Origin of the sequence: Ferruginibacter sp., assembly GCF_031391665.1 — a bacterium.
In the GTDB taxonomy this organism is placed as follows: domain Bacteria; phylum Bacteroidota; class Bacteroidia; order Chitinophagales; family Chitinophagaceae; genus Ferruginibacter.
Map to the genome: position 1 here is coordinate 15,598 of NZ_JANMUN010000257.1, position 21,967 is coordinate 37,564.

Here is a 21,967-nt window from a genome sequence, read left to right on the forward strand (position 1 = left end):
GGATGGTTTTTATTATTTTACTGGATTATTTTTTTTTGCCCATTGACTATTTCAATTTTCCTAACGCCTCTTTAATCCTCACCCAAGCCCTTTCAATATTTGCCATGCTGTTAGCAAAAGAAAAACGTACGCAATTAGGTTCGCCAAAAGCATCACCCATTACAGAAGAAACATTAGCAGTGTTTAATAAATACATGCTAAAATCAGCGGCGTTAGCAATAGTTTGTGTACCATCTGTTTTGCCGTAGTAGTAACTTACATCAGGAAAAATATAAAACGCTCCATCAGGTTCGGCGCATTTAAAACCTGGAATATCTTTTATCAATTCTAAAACCCTTGCTCTCCTTCTTGTAAACTCTTGCGTCATTTCTTCCGAAGGTTTTAAATTGCCGGTAAGTGCAGCTACTGCTGCCTTTTGAGTAATGGAGCAAGTGCCACTGGTTAATTGTCCCTGAATTTTTTCGCAGGCTTTTGCAATTTCTACATTGGCAGCAATATAACCCAGGCGCCAACCCGTCATAGCAAAACCTTTGCTTAACCCATTTATTAAAATAACACGTTCTTTTAAATCTTCAAATTGTGCAATGCTTTCGTGCCCGCCAACAAAATTAATATACTCATAAATTTCGTCGGAGATAATTAAAACATCCGGATGTTTTCTAAATACTTCGGCTAATGCTGCCAGTTCTGCTTTGCTGTAAACTGTGCCCGATGGATTACAGGGCGAAGAGAACATAAACAATTTTGTTTTGCCAGTTATTGCCGCTTCCAATTGCTGCGGACTAACCTTAAATCCACTCTCCTGCGATGTACGAACTTCAACAACTTTACCTCCGGCCATTTTAACCAACTCCGAATAAGTTACCCAGTATGGTGTGGGAATAACCACTTCGTCGCCATTATCAACTACAGCATAAATGGCATTGGCTAAACTTTGTTTTGCACCTGTAGAAGTAATAATATTTTCAGGTTTATAGGCTAAATTATTATCCCGTTTTAATTTGGTACAAACTGCTTCACGCAAATCGGCAAAACCTGCAACCGGTGTGTAATGGCTCCAGTTGTCATTGATGGCTTTTATTGCGGCATCTTTAATATGTTGGGGCGTATCAAAATCGGGTTCACCAAGGCTAAGGTCAATTACATCAATTCCCTTTGCTCTTAATTCTCTTCCTAATTTGGCCATTTTAAGGGTTTCCGGCTCATTAAATCTCGATAAAAGTGTAGATAGTTGCATATTTTGCAAAAGTAATTATAAACAGTTAAAAAAATATCAACAAAGAGATTATTCTTTTGAAATGTGTCTGGACACTATAAAGAATCTTTAAATTTTAAAGAAGGTTAGTTAGCAAAAAGTATTAGAGCTTTTATAGTCTGCGTTGTGGTCTGACACATAGTTTACTTATCGTAACTGAATTTAAACTTCGAAAGATCAGGCAAATGCTTTTTTTGTCTCTTTACTTCCAAGTCATAAATTACCTGGCCAAGGTTTTTCATAAAAGGAAAACCAATGGTTTCAGAATCATATTTATCATCATTTAAAATACCATCACTGTTGCAATACATTACAGCCGATAAAAAAAACTCCACTCCTTTTTCATAATCCACCACATAAGCCACATCTAAAATTTGCCCGTAAGCTTTTCCAATTTTATTGAAAACACGAATGTTTTTTGGCAGGTTTCCCTTCTCACTTCCAAACAATAAAAACTTACAGAATGCCGGCCAGTAGCTGGCACTATCTGCTGAATATGGCGGGTATGTACTTTCCGTTGGAAGTTGACTCATATATTTGAAAATAAACTGTTTGTCATCTTCTGTTAAATTAAAACGTTGGTTTGCATAAACCTTATTCGGAAACACTAGGCTGATTAAAATACTGTGCAGATCTTCAAGGCTAATCCTGTTTTTCTTAGAAAAATTCATGGGGCCGTTTACTAAATTTCCGGCTTTTAAAAATCCGGTTCCCATACTGTCGTTTCTTAATGCATATTGAGATGTATTGGTTTGCACCGGTTGTTCGTACAAAACATTATTAGCACCATCTAAAAATTTTATTGGGTTGGTTTGCCTGTTTTCTTCTTCGGATAAGGCAATATCAAGCCGATGCAGTATTTGCCCATCTTCGTACCCTTTTTTGTGCAGTTCGCTGTTAATATAATCTTGCCCTAAAAATTCGTACAGCCGGTTATAGGCATCATTATCACTTACCAGTAATATTTTTTTTATGTATTGGGCAATAGTTGGTTTGCCATCAGGCGTTGTTGGGTCGTTATACACTGCAGTTTGAGAAGCATTGCCTGCTTCGGTAATCATTGTAGTGTTCCTGTCTATACCCTTATCTTTTAACTCATTTAATTTTTGCAATGCCAGTAAGGCTATTGGGAATTTTACTGTTGATGCCGGATAAAAATAATTAGCCGGGTTTACATTAAAATAATAGTTTTTTAGTGCCGCAATTCCATTGGCACCACGGTTAATTTGAGTATAAATAATTTGTGTGTTCCATTGTTTGCGATTTTTTAAAACACTTTCGAAATATTGTGGGTTTGCTGCAAGTAAATTTTCTAAAAAAGCATCTGTTTTTGTGCTGTCAACAGGTATTGCACTGGTAACAGTTACCGGAGCTTGGGGCATAGGAGTAATTTTTTTTGTGGAAGAACAGCCATATAAAAAACACATTGCGGTTATCAGCACCTTCAAATTATTACGGAAACAAAACATATTTATATTTTAAAAGGTTTATTTAAAATTGCAGGCCAGTTTATTGATTGAAAATTGCACTAATTATTAAGATTCAAATAGAAACGCAAATGTCATCTTTTACAGGATAGGGGCAAAATTAACAAGCAGTAATCTTAAATTGGTTTTTCCCCTATCTTTGCACACTTCTAAAAAAGAAGAAATAGCTATTAAAAGTTTACTATTATGAAATTGAAAGGGCTGGTTTGGTTTTTTACCATTGCGTTGATTTTAATATCACTTTGGGAACTGTCGTACACTTTGGTGGTACGCAACTATGAAAGCGGTGTAAGAGCACAGGCTACAAAAATTGTAAAAAGAATTTCTCCGCAACTTAAAGGCGAAGAAGAATTAAAGGTTGCTATTAAACCAAAAGTTGACAGTATTCTTTTGGCTACAAAAGATAAAGCCATATTCCCTCTTGTTGGTACCACTTATCAGCAATGTAAAGAAAGTGAATTAAACCTTGGTTTAGATTTACAGGGTGGCCTTAGTGTAACAATGGATGTAAGCCTTGATGGTTTACTGAAAACATCAAGTAATAATGCGAAAGATCCAACACTTTTAAAAGCCATTCAAACAGCTACAGAAAGAAAGATTAACAGCGATGCAAATTTTATCAGCTTATTTAAAGATGCTTACATAGAACAAAATGGTGCTGGTAAATTAGCAGGTTTGTTTGCAGGCCAGGGTAAAGATGTAAAAATTACAGATAACGACGACCAGGTAATTAATAAATTAACGGCAACATCTAAAACCGCTATTAACGAAACCTATAAAGTATTATTAAAGCGTATTGATAAATTCGGTGTAGCTCAACCCAATATTAATTTAGATGAAAACAAAGGTATTATTAACGTAGAGTTACCAGGAGTTGATAACCCGGACAGGGTAAAAAAATTATTATCAGCATCGGCTCATTTGCAATTTTGGGAAGTATATCGTGTAGATGAATTATACCCATCTTTACAGGCAGCTGATATAGCATTGCAAAATTATTTAAATGGTGTTAGCAGCGACAGTGTAAAAGTTGATTCGCTTAAAGCAGCACAAAATGCAAATCCATTTTTAAAAATTGTAAGTGTAATTCCTCCGCAGGATAATAAAGATGGTAAAGGCCCGTCTTATTCTCCATCCATTGCAAATATTGCTTTGCAGGATACTCCATTATTTTATAAATACATCAATAACGAAGTTGTTAAAAACGCTTTACCCGCCAATTGCAAATTTTTATTAGGGATAGAAGAAAAATCTGAAAAAGGAAACTTAAGATATTTTCCTTTGTATGCAGTAAAAACACAGCCCGGCAGCGATAAAGCGCCTTTAGAAGGAGAATCAGTAGAAGATGCCAATCTTGATTATGATGAAATGGGTAAGCCCTCTATAAGAATGAAGATGACACCGCTTGGCGCAAAATTATGGGGAAGGTTAACTGCAAAAAATGTAAACAAACCTATAGCTATTGCTTTAGATGATATTGTATATTCTGCTCCAAATGTAATTACTGCCATTGAAGATGGTGTTTCAATTATCACCGGAAGATTTTCTACCGATGAAGCTAATGATCTTGCCACAACATTAAAATCGGGTAAGGTTAGTGCGCCTGCTAAAATTGTTGCCAGCCAGGAAGTAGGTGCAACTTTAGGTAAAGAAGCGGTTAAAGGCGGAACAATGGCTTTTGCTATTTCGTTTTTGGTGATATTTATTTTAATGCTGGTATATTATAACACTGCAGGCTGGGTGGCCAACATTGCCTTAATATTAAACTTATTATTTACCATTGGTACATTGGCTGCTTTTGGTGCTACATTAACTGCTGCCGGTATTGCAGGTTTGGTACTTACCATTGGTATGGCAGTTGATACCAACGTAATTATTTTTGAAAGGATAAAGGAAGAACTTACCCGTGGAAAATCGTACCAGCAGGCTGTTAACGATGGTTACCGCCGTTCGCTTGCACCGGTATTGGATGCCCACGTTACTACTTTCTTAACCGCTGCAATTTTATTCTTTTTTGGTTTAGGCCCTGTACTTGGTTTTGCCACTACGCAAATGATTGGTATTGTACTTTCATTGTTCTGCGGAATTTTAGTATCAAGATTGATTACTGAAGTATGGATGAACAAACAACGTCACTTCAATTATTTTACGGCTATATCTAAACGCATTTTTAAACATGCCAGCTTTAAATTTATTGAATACAGAAAAGTAGCTTACAGTATTTCTATTGTGGTATTGCTTTTAGGTGTTGCATCTTTTTTTAATGGTTTTCACCAGGGGGTTGAATTTAAAGGAGGAAGAAGTTATACAGTGCAATTTGACAAAGCTGTAAAAAACGATGATGTACGTGACGATTTAAAAAATGCGTTTAATGGCGATTTCCCTATCATTAAAACAGAAGGCGACAGCCGTCACCTTAATATCACTACTTCTTATTTAATTGAGAATGATAATGCAGACAGTACAGTAAAAACTAAATTGTTTGAAGGATTAAAAAAGGTGTTACCTGCTAATTTAACTTACGCAGAATTTGCCACCACCAAGTATGTACAAAGAACTACAACAGTGCAACCAAGTATTTCAGATGATTTGAAGAAAGGAGCCGTTAAAGCTACCATCTTTGCCATCTTCGCCATCTTCATTTATATCTTCATCCGTTTTAGAGACTGGAGATATTCGTTGGGTACCATTGTAGCTTTGCTGCATGACGTATTGGTAACATTAGCTGTATTCTCTTTCTTTAAAAACATTGTACCATTCCCTTTAGAAATTGATCAGCATTTTATAGCTGCGGTGTTAACTGTAATTGGATTTAGTATGAATGATACTGTAATTGTATTCGATCGTATAAGGGAATACAGTAAGGGAAGTAAAGCATCAGAAAAAGGCAATATCATTAACCGTGCCATTAACGATACGCTTAGCCGTACCATTATGACATCACTAACGGTGTTCTTAACCCTGTTGATCTTATTTATTTTTGGTGGAGAGGTAACAAGAGGTTTTGCATTTGCCATGTTGATTGGTGTGGTTACGGGTACTTACTCTTCTATTTTTGTTGCGGCACCAATACTGGTTGATTTTGCAAAAGATAAACCATTAGGCGAAGCAGAAATTATCAGCAGTGCTGCTACCCCTGCAAAACCAATTGCAGCTGCTAAAAAAGCATAATTTAATTTCGTATTAATACAAACCTGTTATCAAAAAAAGATAACAGGTTTTTTTATTTATTAAACTGATAAGCTTATTTTACAGTTTCAATTAAAATTAATTACGTATGATAATTTCTGGAAACAGGGCTACCAAAACCGGCCACCAAAGTTTATTTGGCACCAAGTGCAGCAGCTGCGGCACAAAAGATTCTTTAGAGATGTACACGTTCAGCAGGTATTTTCATGTTTTCTGGATACCCGTTTTTCCCTATAAAAAAGAGGCAATAACCCAATGCAATCATTGCAAACAAATTTTAAATAAAAAAGAATTTTCTTCAGATTTATTAAGTCAGTACGAAGAGATGAAGGCAAATATAAAAAAGCCTTACTGGCAATATATTGGTGCAGTACTTTTTGCCGTGCTGATAATTTCAGTTATCAGTTCTGTAAGAGAAGATAATAAAAAAGATATTGCTTTTTTAAATGCACCTAAAGCAGGAGATATTTATGAAATAAGAACCACCGACGGGCAATACACATTGTATAAAGTGAGTGAAGTAAAAACTGATTCTGTTTATATTTTATTTAACCAGTTTCAATCTAATAAACAAAGTGGCTTAAGACAATCTAAAATGAATGCAACAAGCAGTTTTATAACAGAAGATTATTTGCCCATAGCAAAAAAAGATTTATTGGTTATGAAAGAGAAAGGAGAAATTCAGGGCGTGAACAGATAATCCTGTGCAACATTTTTATTTTAAAAAACTTTACCTGTTAAATAATATACGCAGGTAAAACATGGGGTTGGTAAATTTTTTTCTGATGTCCACATTCTCAAACATGCAACTGATGGTTTCTCTCAGTTCTTTACTGCGGCTGGCTTTGCCAATAACAAAGTTAAACAGCCATGGCTTACTGCTTAGTTTTTGCAGGTAATGGCTCAGTTTTAATTCTGCCCAAAGTTTATGGTAAATTTCTTTATCGTAACCATTTAAAAATGCTGCTGAATAATCATTTGCTTCTAATGCTTTTTTTATGTGTCTTGATGCTACCAAACCGCATACCATTGCATTGCCAATACCTTCGCCGGTAAATGGGTCTATCAGCGAAGCGGCATCCCCTGCCAGCAAAAAACGATTGCCGCTGAGTGATCTTTTCTTTGAGCCCAGTGGTAAGCCCCACCCTTCTATTTTGCTTTCAAGTGTTGCATTTTCAAACCTCTTTTTAATTACAGGATTTTTTTCAATTGCATCAAGCATCAGTTGTTTAAGGTTTGCTTTTTTAGCTGCTACAGCACTGCTTAGCATACCCATGCCCACATTGGCCATACCGTTGGGCAGAGGAAAAATCCAAAAATATCCAGGTTGCATTTCTTTTAAAAAATGTAACTCAATATAATTATCATCATGCATGCCAGCTACATTGCTGTAGTAAGCCCGTATGCCTGCGCTGTAATGTTCAGGTATCACTTTATGCATGGCCATTTTTTTAGCAACAATGCTGCCACGGCCATCTGCACCCACAATCATTTTTGTGAAAATTGTTTTTTCAACACCGGCATGTTTTACTTTTATTAACAACCCTTCAGTAATATGTTCAATAGATTCAATTGAACAATCGGTTATAAAGTTTGCAAACGTTTCGTCAATCATTTTTATTAAGCTGTTATCAAAATCAATCCGCTTGCTTACAAAGCCGGGTGTATTTTTTGTGTCAGCAGCACTTGATTGAAAAGGGATACTCAAACAATTATTATCACTGTCAATAAATTGTATGCCCCTGCTTACTAAGGCTTCAGTATTATCCAAAAAATATTGTTGCCAGTCAGTTGTAATTCTTTTTAAAATACCTACTGTTTTTCCACTCATGGCATCGCCACATATTTTATCCCGTGGAAAAATTGCTTTGTCAATAATGATATGGTTAATTTTTTCATTCGCTAAAAAGATAGATGTAACAGCACCTGCAGGGCCAGCGCCTGCTATTAAAATATCTGTGGAATAATCGGGTGTGGTCAATTAATAAAAACTTTGAAGTTATATGAAGATAAGTGTTAGCAAAATAAAAAGCCATTCAATTTTTTTGAATGGCTTTTTTATAAAACTGAAAACTTAATTATTATTTACACTGCAAAACTTGTTCCGCAGCCGCAGGTTTTACTTGCATTAGGATTATTAAAAGTAAAACCTCTTGAATTTAATCCACCCTGCCAATCTACTTCCATGCCCATTAAGTAAATGCCATGAGATTTTTCCATGATGCAGGGGATGCCATTTATTTCAAAACTTTCGTCTTTATCAGTTCTTGCATCAAAGCCTAAAACATAGGTCATGCCGCTGCAGCCACCACCCTTTACGCCAATGCGTAATTGCTGAGTGGCGTCAAAACCTTCTGCATGCATCAGGCGGTTTATTTCTTCTACCGCAGTTTTAGTAAGTGTAACAGGAGCTTCTGTTGTAGTTTCCATCTTTATTAATTTAGTACAAAGGTATAAATAATTTAAACCGTGGCAACAACGCCTCCTTTCGAAAACAGGAATTTCTGAATCTTTTAACTAGGCCTGCAAAATACCGGTAATGGTGATTTTTTAATAACGAATTATCAATCACAAAATATTCACCATTTACCATTCGCAATTCCCCATTAACTTTTACCTTATTTTTGTTGCCTAAATTATATCTATGTATTTACTGGAGATTAACTCGACCCATATTCAAATTGCCGGCACTTTTCTTTTCTTTATTGCTATTGCCTGGCTGCTGGCCGAATTTAACGGTATGAAAGAAGAGATTAAATTGCGATTGGGTATCAACAATGAAACTATAAAATTAAAATTGCAGGCTTACGAAAGGCTTACCTTATATGCCGAAAGAGCCGGGCTTAAAAATCTTGTTTCAAAAACATACTCAGATGAAATGAGTGCAAGAGAAATGCAAATGACTTTACTGCAAACATTAAACAACGAGTACGAATATAATGTTACCCAGCAAATTTATGTAAGTGCCGAAATGTGGAAAGCGGTTACTAAATTAAGGGATCAGAATATTTTTATTATCAACCAGATTGCAGCAACACTGCCGGCCAATGCAGCCGCAATTGAATTAAGCAAAGCACTTTTAGAATATACCATGACAAATAATGCTGAAATAAATAAAATTGTTTTAGAAGCATTGCATTACGAGTCGCAAAAAATATTGAAGTAAAGTGTGTTAAACTCTTGGAGGGTTCTAAACCCTCCAAGAGTTATCGAAGGGAGTTTTATAAAACAAGTGTATGGCAAATGAAAAGAAAATAGTTACTGATTCGGGTATTGGAATAAAGCAGGTTTATTACAGTACTGATGTAAAAACTAATAACGAATTGCCCGGCGAATTTCCTTACACCCGTGGTGTGCAGCCCGATATGTACAGGGGCAAACTATGGACCATGCGCCAGTATGCAGGATTTTCTACTGCTGAAGAAAGTAATAAAAGATATCATTATTTATTGAGCCAGGGTGTAAGCGGTTTGAGTGTTGCTTTTGATCTGCCTACACAAATTGGTTACGACAGCGATCATCCTTTAGCAGATGGTGAAGTAGGAAAAGTAGGTGTTGCTATCGACAGTTTAGAAGACATGGAAATACTTTTTCAGGGTATTAATTTAGAAGAAGTTTCGAGTTCGATGACGATTAATGCAAGCGGTTTTATTTTACTGGCTTTATATGTTGCAGTAGCAAAAAAAAATGGTGCCGATCTTAAAAAAATTACCGGCACCATACAAAACGATATTTTAAAAGAATACGCTGCAAGAGGAACATATATTTATCCGCCTAAAGCTTCTATGCGTATCATCACCGATATTTTTGAATGGTGTGCAACCGAAGTGCCTAAATGGAATACCATTTCTATTTCGGGTTATCATATACGTGAAGCTGGCAGCACGGCAGTACAGGAAATTGCTTTTACTTTAAGTAATGGCAAAGCCTATGTAAAAGCGGCATTGGAAAAAGGATTAGACATTAATGTTTTTGGCAAACGCCTCTCCTTCTTTTTTAATGCCCATAATAATTTGTTTGAAGAAGTAGCCAAGTTCCGTGCTGCAAGAAAAATTTGGGCAACTATCATGAAAGATTTAGGCGCTACAGATCCTAAAGCTATGATGCTGCGCTTTCATACACAAACTGGTGGCAGTACTTTAACAGCTCAGCAACCTCAAAATAATATCAGCCGGGTAACCATACAAACTATTGCAGCTGTATTGGGCGGCACACAATCTTTACATACTAACGGTTACGATGAGGCTTTAAGTTTACCTACTGAGGAAGCTGCAAAAATTGCTTTGCGTACGCAACAAATTGTAGCTTTTGAAAGTGGTGTTGCCGATACAGCCGATCCGTTGGCCGGCAGTTATTTTGTAGAATCCCTTACCGCTGAAGTTGAAACTGCTGCTTTGCAATTGATTGCAAAGATAGATGCCATGGGCGGCAGTGTACAAGCCATTGAGGAAGGATTTATGCAAAACGAGATTGCTAAAAGCGCTTACGAATACCAGCGTAATATTGAAAGTGGCGAAAAAATAATTGTGGGGGTAAATAAATTTCAGTCAGCAGAAAAAAATACCACGCCGGTTTTTAAAATAGATGAAAATATACAAAGCGTTCAAATAGAAAAAATAAAAAAACTAAAAGAAAATCGTTCGGCAGAAAAAGTTGCTGCTTGCTTAACCAAAATTAATCAGTATGCTATAAGCGGACAAAACCTTATGCCTGCTGTTGTAGATGCCGTTGAAAATTATTGTACATTGGGAGAGATTGCTGATGAATTGCGGAAAGTTTTTGGGGAGTATAAATAATTTTTTTTTCGAAGCATTAGCTTCACCCTCCTTCTACAAGCGCAGGCTGACAGCTTTTTTATTTTTCATACCGAGCTTGTCGAAGTACTGATAAATAAAAAGTGGCTTCTTCAATAAATTTAAACATCTTTAAAAAGGAAATTTTAACTTATGATAAAAACTACTGCGCTACTTTTTTTTGTTCTCTGCACAACAGCAATTACTGCACAGGACATTTCAAAAACCATTGATACAAAAGCTATGGCCATTCAAACTAAATTAGTAGAATGGCGCAGGCACATACACCAAAACCCCGAGTTGGGTAACCGTGAATTTAAAACCGCAGCCTACATTGTAAACCATTTAAAATCTTTGGGATTAGAAATACAAACCAATGTTGCCAAAACCGGTGTGGTAGCCATTTTAAAAGGCGGTAAGCCAGGACCATGTATGGCATTACGTGCTGATATGGATGCATTGCCGGTAAAAGAAAGAGTAAATATTTCTTATGCTTCTAAAGACAGTACAGATTATTTAGGACAAAAAGTTCCGGTAATGCATGCCTGCGGACATGACACACATGTGGCCATGCTTTTAGGTACAGCCGAAGTTTTAGCCAGCATGAAAAAAGATATTGCAGGCACGGTTAAATTTATTTTTCAACCGGCAGAAGAAGGTGCACCCGGTGATGAAGAAGGTGGTGCAGCATTGATGGTAAAAGAAGGCGTGATGGAAAACCCAAAAGTGGATGTGATATTTGGTATGCACATAGAAAGCTGGATTCCGGCCGGCGAAATTCAATATAAGCAAGGTGCATTTATGGCATCGTCGGATTGGTTTTCTATAAAAGTAAAAGGTAAATCGGCACATGGCGCACAGCCATGGTTAAGCGTAGATCCTATAAGTGTATCGGCACAAATTATTGAAGGTCTGCAAAATATTGTAAGCCGCCAGATGGATCTTACCAAAGCCCCTGTTGTAATTACAGTGGGCAAAATTCATGGTGGTGTAAGAAATAATATTATACCTGAAGAATGCTTAATTGATGGTACTATAAGAACATTAGACAGTAAAATGCAAACTGATGTACACCAAAGAATAAAACTCACTGCCGAAAAAATTGCCGAAGCCAGCAACGCCATTGCCGAAGTAAAAATTGATACCAAAACATTGGTAACCTACAACACGCCTGCATTGGTAGATAAAATGATTCCTTCTTTATTAACCGCAGCCGGAAAAGAAAATGTACGTGCAATGGAATGGGTTACCGGTGCCGAAGACTTTAGCTATTTCGGTACTAAAGCCCCCGCTTTCTTTTTTTATATTGGCGGCATGCCCAAAGGCAATGACCCCAAAAATGCACCGCCACACCACACTCCCGATTTTATGGTTGACGACAGTAAATTGTACATAGGTGTAAAAACATTTTGCCACCTGGTAATGGATTATGGAAAGATGAAGTAGGGTTTGATTTAAACTTATTTTTTTTTACCACCTTCAGTTTTTTATGGCAACATCGTCCCGCCCAAGGCGGGATCCTTTCAATGGCATGCCATTGGGCAACTTTTTTGGAAGCGAAGAATATTTTATATGAGCTTGGCTAGTCTGTTTTTGCTTAGCTGAAAACTTTATGAGCCGAATAATTGATTTATTCGGCTCACGCCTTAGATTTTTTGGTAAAAGGTTGATTTATTTTTAATCAAGTTATTTCTGGCTTTAAGTCCGTCTCTTGTTAGTGTGATAATTATGGTAATAATTTGAAATCTTCACTGCAACAATTAAGGCAAAACAAAAAAGCGAAATGGAAATTAATATGCCAGCTGTATTATTTTGGCCTGCTGCAAAAAGTGATACACAAATTATTAGAGAAACAACGCCAATTAATTTTAAAATAAAAAAAAGCTTATTCATGATATTTAAAATTAGATGTTCATATTGGTAGAATTAAAGATACCTTTTTCTGGGCATAATTTCCCCCATTTGCTTCCCTCCCTGGCGCAAGTGTTCTGCCGCGGGCAGTTCACTTGTGACAAATAGCTCAGGCGGTTTTTAACCGCAGCAAGCAGCAACGAGTAAATTAATAAATTACAAATTAAATATTTCCTGCTCTAATTCTATAAATCCCTTTTTTATAAAACAATATCAAAACAAATGTTGATTATAATTTATGCAGGTAAAATAAAAAACTATGAGTAGTAAATATAAAGTAGGCGAAGACGCCATACCACATTTTGTAACATTTTCAGTGGCAGGCTGGATAGATGTATTTAGCAGAGAGCGGTATAAAGAGTTATTTATTGAAAGTTTAAAATATTGCCAGGAAAATAAAGGAATGGTACTGGATGCACGGGTAATAATGACCAATCATGTGCATTTAATAATAAGTAGTAACAGCAATAAAATTGAATCTATTGTAAGAGACCTGAAAAAATATACGAGTAAGCAAATTATAAAAGCCATACAGGAAAATAATATGGAAAGCAGAAAGGAGTGGATGCTGAACATTTTTAGCTACACCGGAAAAAATAATAATAACAATAAAGAGTTTCAATTTTGGAAACAAGACTATCACCCGATAGAATTAAACATTGCCGAAAAAATTAAGCAACGGTTAGACTATTTGCATGAAAACCCGGTAAGAAGTGGCTTAATATGGGAGCCCTGGCATTATAAGTATAGCAGTGCCATTGATTATTACACTAATGAGCATGGGTTGTTGAAGGTTGAACTTTTGTAAATATTTAGTTGCTAGCGACTAACAGCATAATAGTGGTGTTTTTAATGAGCTGTTTTTTTAGAATAGGTATGTTAATGCTGCGGTTAAAAACCGCTAAGACTAATAGACACAAGTGAACCGCTAAAGCGGAACACTTGCGCCAGTTAGGTATTACATTTTGAAATGTGCCAGCTATGCGAATGGTTTGTGATGACAACAGTCTTGTAGATTAGTTACGCTATAATTTTACAGCCTGCCCCAAAGCAGCAGCTTTGTAAATAGCTTCTACAATTTTAATATCCCTTAAACCTTCTTCTCCAGGTACCAGCATGGGCTTGCCTTCTTTAATAGATCTTGAATCATCATCCATTTGTTTAGCCTGCTGCCACGGCACCTGGTAACTAAAATTAATTTCGCCCAAATTGCTTTTGCCTTTTAAACCGGCATAGGCAGAATACGGTGCCATGTTAATATTTCCTTTTTCACAACTGATGTCGAGAAAATTTACATTCTCTCCAAAGCTTGTTTTAATATCGGCTACAACACCGCCGGGAAATTCTAATGTGGCAACGGTTGTTTCATCCAAACCGTTTGTATAAATTTCCGGCCTTGTGGTAGACGTTTTAGCAGATAGAATGGTGATGGGTTCCATACCTGTGCCTAACCTTGCACCCTGTATGGCATATACACCCATATCGTACAACACACCGCCACCCATAGCTTTAATCTGTTTCCAGTGATTGGTTCGTCCATCAAAATATCCTGCTGCACATTTCACTTGTTTTACTTTGCCCAGTAATTGTTCATTTACAATTTTTTGCCAGGCCTGTGTGTTAAGTTCATGCTGCAGGCGATAGCCAATTGCAAGTGTAATTTTATTGTTGTTACAGGCATCAATCATTTGCTGGCATTCCTGTGGGTTTATGGCCATCGGTTTTTCGCACCACACATGCTTGCCTGCTTTAGCTGCACGTACTACGTATTCGTGATGCATACTTGGCGGCAATACCACATACACTATATCAATAGCCGGGTTATTGGCTATCTCATCAAAGTTTTTATAATTGTAAATATTCTTATCCGGGATATTATATTTTTTTTGCCATGCCTCAGCTTTTGCAGGCGTACCTGTTACTATGCCTGCAAGATAACAATTGGCTGTTTGTTGCAGGGCAGGCGCCAGCAGATCGGTACTGTAATAACCCAGGCCCACTAAAGCCACACCCAGTTTATTATTTTTCCTGCTGCTGCATCCTGCAATTAAACTGTTGGGTGCGCTCATTATTGCAGCACTGCCAAGTGCAATATTTTTAATAACGCTTCTCCTGGAAATAATTTTCATAATAATTAATTTTAAAAGAGAAGTAAAATGTACAACATTCTTTTTGTTTTATCATAACACTGTTGCTTTTTTTATGCCGTAAAGAAAATAAACTGATGGATAAATTTGTACGCTTTTATATTTTCAGGCCAGGTATTAAAGTGAATGTTTCTTGAAGACAAGAACCAGTGCTGAATTTTTTTTGTTGCAAACATTGGTTCCCAGGTGGGGCGACATTGGTCCCGTACTTACGGGATTCAACAGTAAATCTTTGTGGAGCTTTTATTACAGGGTATATAAAAGCGATTTTTTTATTAATACGACTTTTGAAAGAGATAATTTTTATTTAAATAGATTTGTATTTACCCTATGAAAAAGCAGTCATGCATTTTTTTATAGCCTTTAGTAAACCGTAAATTTGCAGATATCCCTTTACCCAAAAAGTAGTGTATTTTAGCGTTGAGATATATTTTAGCGGTCTTTCTAAAGGAACACAATACAAATTTGAAACTTCCAGTAAACATAAGGCAACTTTACAATCCAATTCAACCGACTATTAAACAATCGGCTGACAATGTTACTTATGCTGAATTTTTACCACACTTACAACTTGAACCATACATTTATTGTTATTGGGAACTTAAAACAAACCAAACACTTAAAGAACCATTCAATTATAAAGTAGTAGCGGACGGGTGCATTGATATTTTTTTTGAACTCAACAATCCACAGGAAAATTTTGTAATGGGGTTCTGTAAAAAATATACAGCATTCCCTCTTAATAATTCATTTCATTACATCGGTGTTCGGTTTTTGCCTACAATGTTTCCGCAAATTTTCAATATAAACGCATCAGCGTTAAGCAATCGTTTTGAGCATTTAAAAATAGTTGTTCCTGAAACAGCGTCGTTTATTGCAGACAATTTTGAAGCACAACTAAACATAAAAGAAATTAAAGCACTGTTTGACAATTATTTTTTAGAACTGATTACAACAATACAATTTAACAACGATACAAGACTATATGAATCCATAAATATTATTCTTGCAAATTTTGGGGTACTTAATATTGAAACAGATCTGGATACAGGCATCAGCCCAAGACAGTTGCGCAGGCTTTTTCAGTTTTATGTCGGCGACACAGCAAAAACTTTCAGCAAAGTAGTTCGTTTTCAAAATATTTTAAGAGCCAAGCCTTCTACACAAAGCTTAAGAGAAAATAAATTATTTTTTGATGTTGGCTACTACGACCAAGCACATTTTATAAAAGAGTTTAAAAACTTTTATGGGGTTACACCCGCCAAAGCATTCGGAAGATAAAAAATGTCCGATTTTTACAATGATTGGTTTGTAATATTTTAGAATTTTGTTCTGTAAACTAAAAAGCAAAATGATGAAATATTTTTTAACAGCATTTACAATATTTTACTTTACTGTAAACGCATGCTCACAAACTAATTCAATAATTAAAAATCAAATTACAATGAAATTAAATGCAGGTATCGTAACAGAAAAATTAGCGGACACAAAAACATTTTACACTAATATTTTAGGCTTTGGGGTAACATTTGAAAACGAATTTTATCTTTTATTGCATACGCCCAACAAAGAAGCAGAAATTAGTTTTTTACTGCCCAACCATCCCAGCCAGCAATCTTTATTTCAAAAGCCTTTTGCAGGCCAGGGTATGTACCTTACTATTGAAGTGGATGATGTAGATAAAGTTTACAGCGAGATAAAAAAGAAAGGAGTAGCAATTAAAATTGACATTCGTAATGAGCCCTGGGGCGACAGGCATTTTGCAATTCAAGATCCCAACGGAATTGGGATTGACATTGTAAAATATTTGCCCCAGGATAAATAATAGCCCAAAATCAGCAAAAGCTAAACCTGAAAAAAATTAAAGAAATGACATCAGTACAAAATTTAGAAATGCCTGAGATTAATTTTGATACAAACGGCGAGTTAATTATTGTAGCTTCCCCAACTTCGTCAAAACAAGACTTCGATTTTTTTGAAGGCAAATGGGATCTTCATAATAGAAAATTAAAATCAAGGTTAAATAATTGTAGTGAATGGACAGAGTTTGAATCAACCCAGGAGATGTATAAAGTACTAAATGGAATTGGAAATATTGATAATTTTATTGCCACATTTAACGGACAGCCATTTGAAGGAATGACCGTAAGGCTTTTCAATCCTAAAACAAAATTATGGAGTATTTATTGGGCAGATTCCAACGAAGGAAGATTAGACCCGCCAGTATTAGGGTCATTTGAAAATAATATCGGATACTTCATTACAAAAGATATATTCAATGGAAAAAATATCTTAGTTGCTTTTCGTTGGGATGCAAGGGACAAAGACAACCCTGTTTGGAGCCAGGCTTTTTCAAACGATAATGGGCATACTTGGGAATGGAATTGGTTTATGTACATGACAAAAATAAAATAGAGCTCCTCACTGGCGCAGTGTTCTGCCGCAGGCAGTTCTCTTGTTTCAAATATCTCAGGGGGGGGTAACCACAGCGGTTAGTAACAGTTAAAGTAATAAAGAGCAAATTAAATAATATTTTAAAAGGGAGAAGTTTAATTAGCTGCTTTTGTATTTGCGCTACTCTAATTATCTAAAAAGTTTTATTGCCTAAGCAAAAAGTAAATATGCAAGTATATTTTTATACAACAAGTAGCGTATATTAGCGATAGAAATGCCAGCAGTAATTTTTTGGGGTTACCCAGCAAACTAAATTAAAATGAATAAACAAATTTTTGGAATATTTATTATAACTGTATTTACACAGTGCAGCCCTGTAATTACTAAAAATAAAATAAACTACTCCTCTAACGAAATATTGACACCAGAAATTTTTGCAGCAGGAACTATTTGCACCACCAGCGAGAGTGTGTTTGATATTTCATTTTCACCAACCGGTAAAACTGCATATTTTACAAAAAGAAAAGGCAATGAAAAGCAAAAAATTATGCAATCCAATTACAAAAACGGAAACTGGACAACTCCTGAAATATGTACATTTTCAACCGACAGAGATGAAACGCCTTTTTTAACAGGGGATGGAAAAACTTTGTATTTCGGTTCTCAAAGACCTATTCCAAATAGGCCAACCAAAGGAAACTTTGATATGAACATTTGGAAGGTAGAGCAAACAGCAAACGGATGGAGTATTCCAACAGCTTTGCAGGATATTATTAACCAGGTACAGGAAACAGGTGAGGAATGGCCATCATCAAACGAAAATTTTATATTTTCAAATGATGACAAAAATTTCATTTATACCACTATGGTAAGGGGCAGCAAGTCAATTCAAATTTATACCACCAAAGCCCTTAATGGCACTTTTACAAGGCCACAAAAGATTAGCGGTTTATTTGATGATGAAAAATACTGGAAATATTCCGCCGTTTATTCAGCTGATGGGAATTATTTAGTTTTTAATTCTTCGGGTGCACCAGGCGGTGTTGGTGGCGAAGATATATTCATAGCAAAGAAAACTGCTACCGGCTGGACAAAGGCAAAAGGCATAGGCAGTTTAATAAATACAACAGCAGAAGAAAGCAGCCCAAGATTTTCAAGAGATGGAAAATACTTTTTCTTTAGCAGAGAGAAAAGGACAAACCCGGAGATGGATGGCATTTGGAGTATTTACTATCTAGAAACAAAAGCACTGAAATTTAATGAACTGTTTAAAAATTAAAATAATGAAATTTATAACCATTGCTATTATTACTATTTTATCTGCTTCTTTTTGTTATGCTCAAAATATTGTAAACATTAAAGAAATTAAACAAACTGAGCAGAAAAATGGAGTAACCATTAACGAATTAAAAGGTGAACTTTTTACAGGATTTATAGTTGACAATTACGCAAATGGCAAACAAAAAATTTGGATTGAAGTAAGTAAAGGTTTTTACAGTGGTCAATTTCAAGAATGGTATGAAAATGGCAATTTAAAGTTTTCATCGTTTTGGTTAAACGGAAAAGGAAATGGTTCCTGGAAATATTTTCATGAAAACGGGCAACTGCGGCAAGATGAATTTTATGATACAGATATACCAATAGGAAATTTTTATGTGTACTATCCCAATGGTAAATTAAAAACGAAAAGTAGTTATATAAAAGGTAAGAAGGAAGGAATCTGGGAATTTTACAATGAAAATGGAATTTTGCAAAAAACAGAAGTGTATAAGGAAGACAAATTAGTAGAGGCTAAATAAAATCACTGTTGAGGGGCATACAATCTATCAATATTGCAAGTGTTTTACCGCAGGTTGTTCAATGGTTACAAAACCGCTAACGCTATAGACACAATTGCACCGCTACAGCGAACTTGTGCCACACAGGGCCACTTAGAGAGTTTAAATTAAACGAAGTTATATAATGGCATCAGAACAAAAATTTGTAGATTATATTGTTGACCAAATCGGTTTTTCAAAGCAAGTTACACATAAGAAAATGTTTGGTGAATACGGACTGTATTTTGACAACAAATTATTTGCTCTTATTTGTGACAATAAACTATTTATTAAGCCTACTGAATCGGGAAGAGAATATATAAATGACGTTGTTGAAGCACCACCATACCCAGGAGCAAAACCAAGTTTTTTAATTGAAGAAAAATTGGATGATAGAGAGTGGCTGAGAAAATTAATAAAAATTACAGTTAATGAATTGCCCGAACCAAAACTTAAAAAAAATAAAAGGAAAGACAAAAATCAGCATTCACGAAAAAGAACAACGAACCGCTAAGATTGGTATAATCAAGAGTAGTTCGCTGCAATCTTCTCTTCCTTTTAATTGTAATACTATTGAGCACTCAATATATGCACTGTAATTATTTTGAAAATGGGTTGTAAAAATCTGTATTTTACTTTATGTTCAGGTACCGAAGCTAATGGTTAGTTAAGGCATGAGCCGTAAAAAAATATTCTATTTAACCACAGATTTTTGCTCATTAATTAAAAACATTACAACATGCCAAACATTCATTATGCTTTACTTATCGGTGTACCAGTTGAAAAAGTTTATAGTGCAATTACCACCCAGGAAGGTTTATCGGCCTGGTGGACACCCGACACTAACGCTAAGGCAGCACTCAACAGCTTTGCACATTTTCCTTTTGGCGCCGGTTACTTCAAAGAAATGAAAATTACAGCATTAAAACCTTTGGAGTTGGTTAACTGGAATTGCACAAAAGGTGCCGGCGAGTGGATAGGGACTAATATTTCTTTTAAATTGCTGCCAGCAGATAAAGAAACATTGCTGAATTCATATCCTGAAATGCAGGGTCAGGTAGAACAGCAAAAAAATGATAAAGGAACTCTGTTAATTTTCCATCATGATGACTGGAAAGAATATACATTGATGTTTGCTGAATGCAGCTATACCTGGGGGCAATTTCTTAAAAGCCTGAAGCTATTTTGTGAAACCGGCAAAGGCAGGCCATGGCCAGATCAACATCGTACATAAATTTTAAAGGAATCAATGGCCAACTTACAACAACAGTTTGACAATATGAAGTGGCTTGTTCCCCGCCCCCATGTTTCACTAATCTTCCGCTGCAACCTTCGCTCCTGTTCAATCGAAATATAATTCGGCCTTTTTTTGTAAGTTGTATATAATTTGTAACGCCACTCTTAAATGATAACCTATGCATTTAAAAAAATTAATTATCCTGCTTATCAGCCTAACCTTTGGGCAAATAAATTTTGCACAAAATAAAAAAGCCAAACTCTCAGCAATGATGCAGGCTTATCATAACTACAACATGTTTGATGGCGCAGTACTGGTAGCAGAAAACGGAAAAGTTATTTACAAAGATGCATTTGGCCTGGCTAACAGGGAATGGAATATTGCTAACAGAACAGATACAAAATTTATGATCGGCTCTGTTTCAAAACCTATAACGGCAACATTGGTTTTAATACAGGTGCAAAAAGGTTTACTGGCTTTGGATAAAACCATTGAAGATTATTTACCGGAATTTAAAAACAAACCGGCGGCTGCTGTTACCATACGGCAATTGCTTAGCCATACATCGGGCATACCCAATTATGATATTATAAAAGATTTTTTTCCACGGATAAGCCGACAAAATTTTACCCGGCAGGATTATGTAAAAATATTTATGGATGCAGCCCTTGCATTTAAACCCGGTACCCGCTATGCTTACAGCAGCTGGGGCTATTTTACTTTAGGTTATATTATGGAAAGAGTAACCAATAAAACCTATGCTCAATTAATGACGGATGATATTTTTAAAAAAACCGGTATGAACAATTCCGGTTCTTACTATCATACGCAGATTGTACCCAACAGGGCAACAGGATACGATTATAGTTTTGGCGGTTATACTTCCTCCGATTTCAGAGACCAATCCAATACTATGGGCACCGGCGACATTTATTCCACAGTAGAAGATCTTTTTAAATTTCATTTAGCATTATCTAATAACAGTTTATTGAATGCAGCACTAACAGCAGAAATGTTTGCACCCGGTATTGAACCGGCCCAATACGGCTATGGCTGGTTTAACAAACAATTTAAATACACCACTACGGATAGTGTAATGTCTAACTTTCATTTGGGTATGACAGAAGGATTTATTTCTTTTATCCGCAGAGTTCCTGCTAGCAACAGTGTAGTGGTTATACTTTGCAACAGTTCGCCAACTGATTTTTTTGGTATAACAGGTAATTTATACAAAGTGCTGTACAACAAACCGGTTAATCTTAAATCACCTGTACACAAAAAAATGGAAACTTATATTCAGCAAATTGGAGTTACAAAAGCTATTGAAGAATATAAAAAAATGAAAACGGATACTGCTCATTATTATATCGACTGGATATCTATGAATTTTATTGCTCAGCAATTACTTGACCTTAAGAGATATGAAGATGCAAAAATAATTGCTGAAAATAATGTTGCAGAATTTCCTACTAAAGATTTAATACTGGTAACAATGGGTAATATTTATGCAGCACTTAACAAAAAAGAAGAAGCCATTACGTTTTATAAAAAAGCATTGGCAATAACACCGGGTTATGAAGAAGCAAAAAACAGGTTGAAGGAATTGGAAGGTAAGTGAAGGCGAGGATTGTGGAAATAATTAGCGAAGATATTATGCAAGGCAAAACTTCCGTTTAAGTGTAGTGCCATTGAGTAACCAAATAAATGCACTGTAATTATTTGAAAGTAGAATTTTTT

19 protein-coding genes are annotated in these 21,967 nt (G+C 35.8%); 14 read left to right on the plus strand and 5 right to left on the minus strand.

What is annotated here, in order from left to right; all coding sequences use genetic code 11:
- Positions 1 to 46 precede the first annotated feature (46 nt).
- Positions 47 to 1,237: a pyridoxal phosphate-dependent aminotransferase gene (locus ACY651_RS19535; protein WP_462255189.1), complete on the minus strand. Its 1,191-nt coding sequence runs from the start codon at positions 1,235 to 1,237 to the stop codon at positions 47 to 49.
- Between the two features lie 161 nt (positions 1,238 to 1,398).
- A complete protein-coding gene (locus ACY651_RS19540; protein ID WP_462255190.1) occupies positions 1,399 to 2,637 on the minus strand; it encodes a serine hydrolase in 1,239 nt (412 codons plus the stop codon).
- A 291-nt stretch (positions 2,638 to 2,928) separates the two neighbouring features.
- On the opposite strand from ACY651_RS19540, the gene secDF reads away from it, so the two are divergent.
- Together secDF and ACY651_RS19550 are read left to right on the plus strand one after the other, a co-directional pair.
- Positions 2,929 to 5,913 carry a protein translocase subunit SecDF gene (secDF, locus tag ACY651_RS19545; protein WP_462255191.1) on the plus strand — a complete coding sequence of 995 codons (2,985 nt, stop codon included), beginning with the start codon at positions 2,929 to 2,931 and terminating at the stop codon, positions 5,911 to 5,913.
- Positions 5,914 to 6,019: 106 nt separating this feature from the next.
- Positions 6,020 to 6,631 (plus strand): zinc-ribbon domain-containing protein, encoded by a 612-nt coding sequence (locus tag ACY651_RS19550; protein WP_462255192.1) that lies wholly within the window; start codon positions 6,020 to 6,022, stop codon positions 6,629 to 6,631.
- Positions 6,632 to 6,661: 30 nt separating this feature from the next.
- On the opposite strand, the gene ACY651_RS19555 is transcribed toward ACY651_RS19550, so the two are convergent.
- Positions 6,662 to 7,912 carry an NAD(P)/FAD-dependent oxidoreductase gene (locus tag ACY651_RS19555; protein ID WP_462255193.1) on the minus strand — a complete coding sequence of 417 codons (1,251 nt, stop codon included), beginning with the start codon at positions 7,910 to 7,912 and terminating at the stop codon, positions 6,662 to 6,664.
- 104 nt (positions 7,913 to 8,016) lie between these two features.
- Complete coding sequence (locus ACY651_RS19560; protein WP_462255194.1) at positions 8,017 to 8,361, minus strand: HesB/IscA family protein; 345 nt, start codon at positions 8,359 to 8,361, stop codon at positions 8,017 to 8,019.
- A 214-nt stretch (positions 8,362 to 8,575) separates the two neighbouring features.
- Between ACY651_RS19560 and ACY651_RS19565 the strand changes: the two genes are divergently transcribed.
- The 4 genes from ACY651_RS19565 to ACY651_RS19580 all read left to right on the plus strand — a co-directional run bounded on the left by ACY651_RS19565 (position 8,576) and on the right by ACY651_RS19580 (position 13,443).
- Positions 8,576 to 9,097 (plus strand): DUF7935 family protein, encoded by a 522-nt coding sequence (locus tag ACY651_RS19565; RefSeq protein WP_462255195.1) that lies wholly within the window; start codon positions 8,576 to 8,578, stop codon positions 9,095 to 9,097.
- Between the two features lie 70 nt (positions 9,098 to 9,167).
- Positions 9,168 to 10,727 carry an acyl-CoA mutase large subunit family protein gene (locus ACY651_RS19570; RefSeq protein ID WP_462255196.1) on the plus strand — a complete coding sequence of 520 codons (1,560 nt, stop codon included), beginning with the start codon at positions 9,168 to 9,170 and terminating at the stop codon, positions 10,725 to 10,727.
- A 150-nt stretch (positions 10,728 to 10,877) separates the two neighbouring features.
- On the plus strand, positions 10,878 to 12,170 hold the full coding sequence (locus tag ACY651_RS19575) for an amidohydrolase (RefSeq protein WP_462255197.1): 1,293 nt from the start codon (positions 10,878 to 10,880) through the stop codon (positions 12,168 to 12,170).
- A 724-nt stretch (positions 12,171 to 12,894) separates the two neighbouring features.
- Positions 12,895 to 13,443 carry an REP-associated tyrosine transposase gene (locus ACY651_RS19580; RefSeq protein ID WP_462255198.1) on the plus strand — a complete coding sequence of 183 codons (549 nt, stop codon included), beginning with the start codon at positions 12,895 to 12,897 and terminating at the stop codon, positions 13,441 to 13,443.
- 217 nt (positions 13,444 to 13,660) lie between these two features.
- Here the strand turns inward: ACY651_RS19580 and ACY651_RS19585 are convergent, their stop codons facing one another.
- Positions 13,661 to 14,764, minus strand: coding sequence for a Gfo/Idh/MocA family protein (locus ACY651_RS19585; RefSeq protein WP_462255199.1), 1,104 nt, complete (start codon positions 14,762 to 14,764; stop codon positions 13,661 to 13,663).
- Between the two features lie 483 nt (positions 14,765 to 15,247).
- Between ACY651_RS19585 and ACY651_RS19590 the strand changes: the two genes are divergently transcribed.
- The 8 genes from ACY651_RS19590 to ACY651_RS19625 all read left to right on the plus strand — a co-directional run bounded on the left by ACY651_RS19590 (position 15,248) and on the right by ACY651_RS19625 (position 21,848).
- A complete protein-coding gene (locus tag ACY651_RS19590) occupies positions 15,248 to 16,063 on the plus strand; it encodes an AraC family transcriptional regulator (protein ID WP_462255200.1) in 816 nt (271 codons plus the stop codon).
- A gap of 70 nt (positions 16,064 to 16,133) precedes the next feature.
- Complete coding sequence (locus tag ACY651_RS19595; RefSeq protein WP_462255201.1) at positions 16,134 to 16,607, plus strand: VOC family protein; 474 nt, start codon at positions 16,134 to 16,136, stop codon at positions 16,605 to 16,607.
- A gap of 44 nt (positions 16,608 to 16,651) precedes the next feature.
- On the plus strand, positions 16,652 to 17,197 hold the full coding sequence (locus ACY651_RS19600) for a hypothetical protein (protein WP_462255202.1): 546 nt from the start codon (positions 16,652 to 16,654) through the stop codon (positions 17,195 to 17,197).
- A gap of 298 nt (positions 17,198 to 17,495) precedes the next feature.
- Positions 17,496 to 18,455, plus strand: a complete 960-nt coding sequence (locus ACY651_RS19605; RefSeq protein ID WP_462255203.1) for a hypothetical protein — start codon at positions 17,496 to 17,498, stop codon at positions 18,453 to 18,455.
- Positions 18,456 to 18,459: 4 nt separating this feature from the next.
- Positions 18,460 to 18,975, plus strand: a complete 516-nt coding sequence (locus ACY651_RS19610; RefSeq protein ID WP_462255204.1) for a toxin-antitoxin system YwqK family antitoxin — start codon at positions 18,460 to 18,462, stop codon at positions 18,973 to 18,975.
- A gap of 163 nt (positions 18,976 to 19,138) precedes the next feature.
- A complete protein-coding gene (locus ACY651_RS19615; protein WP_462255205.1) occupies positions 19,139 to 19,507 on the plus strand; it encodes a TfoX/Sxy family protein in 369 nt (122 codons plus the stop codon).
- 225 nt (positions 19,508 to 19,732) lie between these two features.
- On the plus strand, positions 19,733 to 20,227 hold the full coding sequence (locus ACY651_RS19620) for an SRPBCC family protein (RefSeq protein ID WP_462255206.1): 495 nt from the start codon (positions 19,733 to 19,735) through the stop codon (positions 20,225 to 20,227).
- A 181-nt stretch (positions 20,228 to 20,408) separates the two neighbouring features.
- Positions 20,409 to 21,848: a serine hydrolase gene (locus tag ACY651_RS19625; RefSeq protein WP_462255207.1), complete on the plus strand. Its 1,440-nt coding sequence runs from the start codon at positions 20,409 to 20,411 to the stop codon at positions 21,846 to 21,848.
- Positions 21,849 to 21,967: the final 119 nt, after the last annotated feature.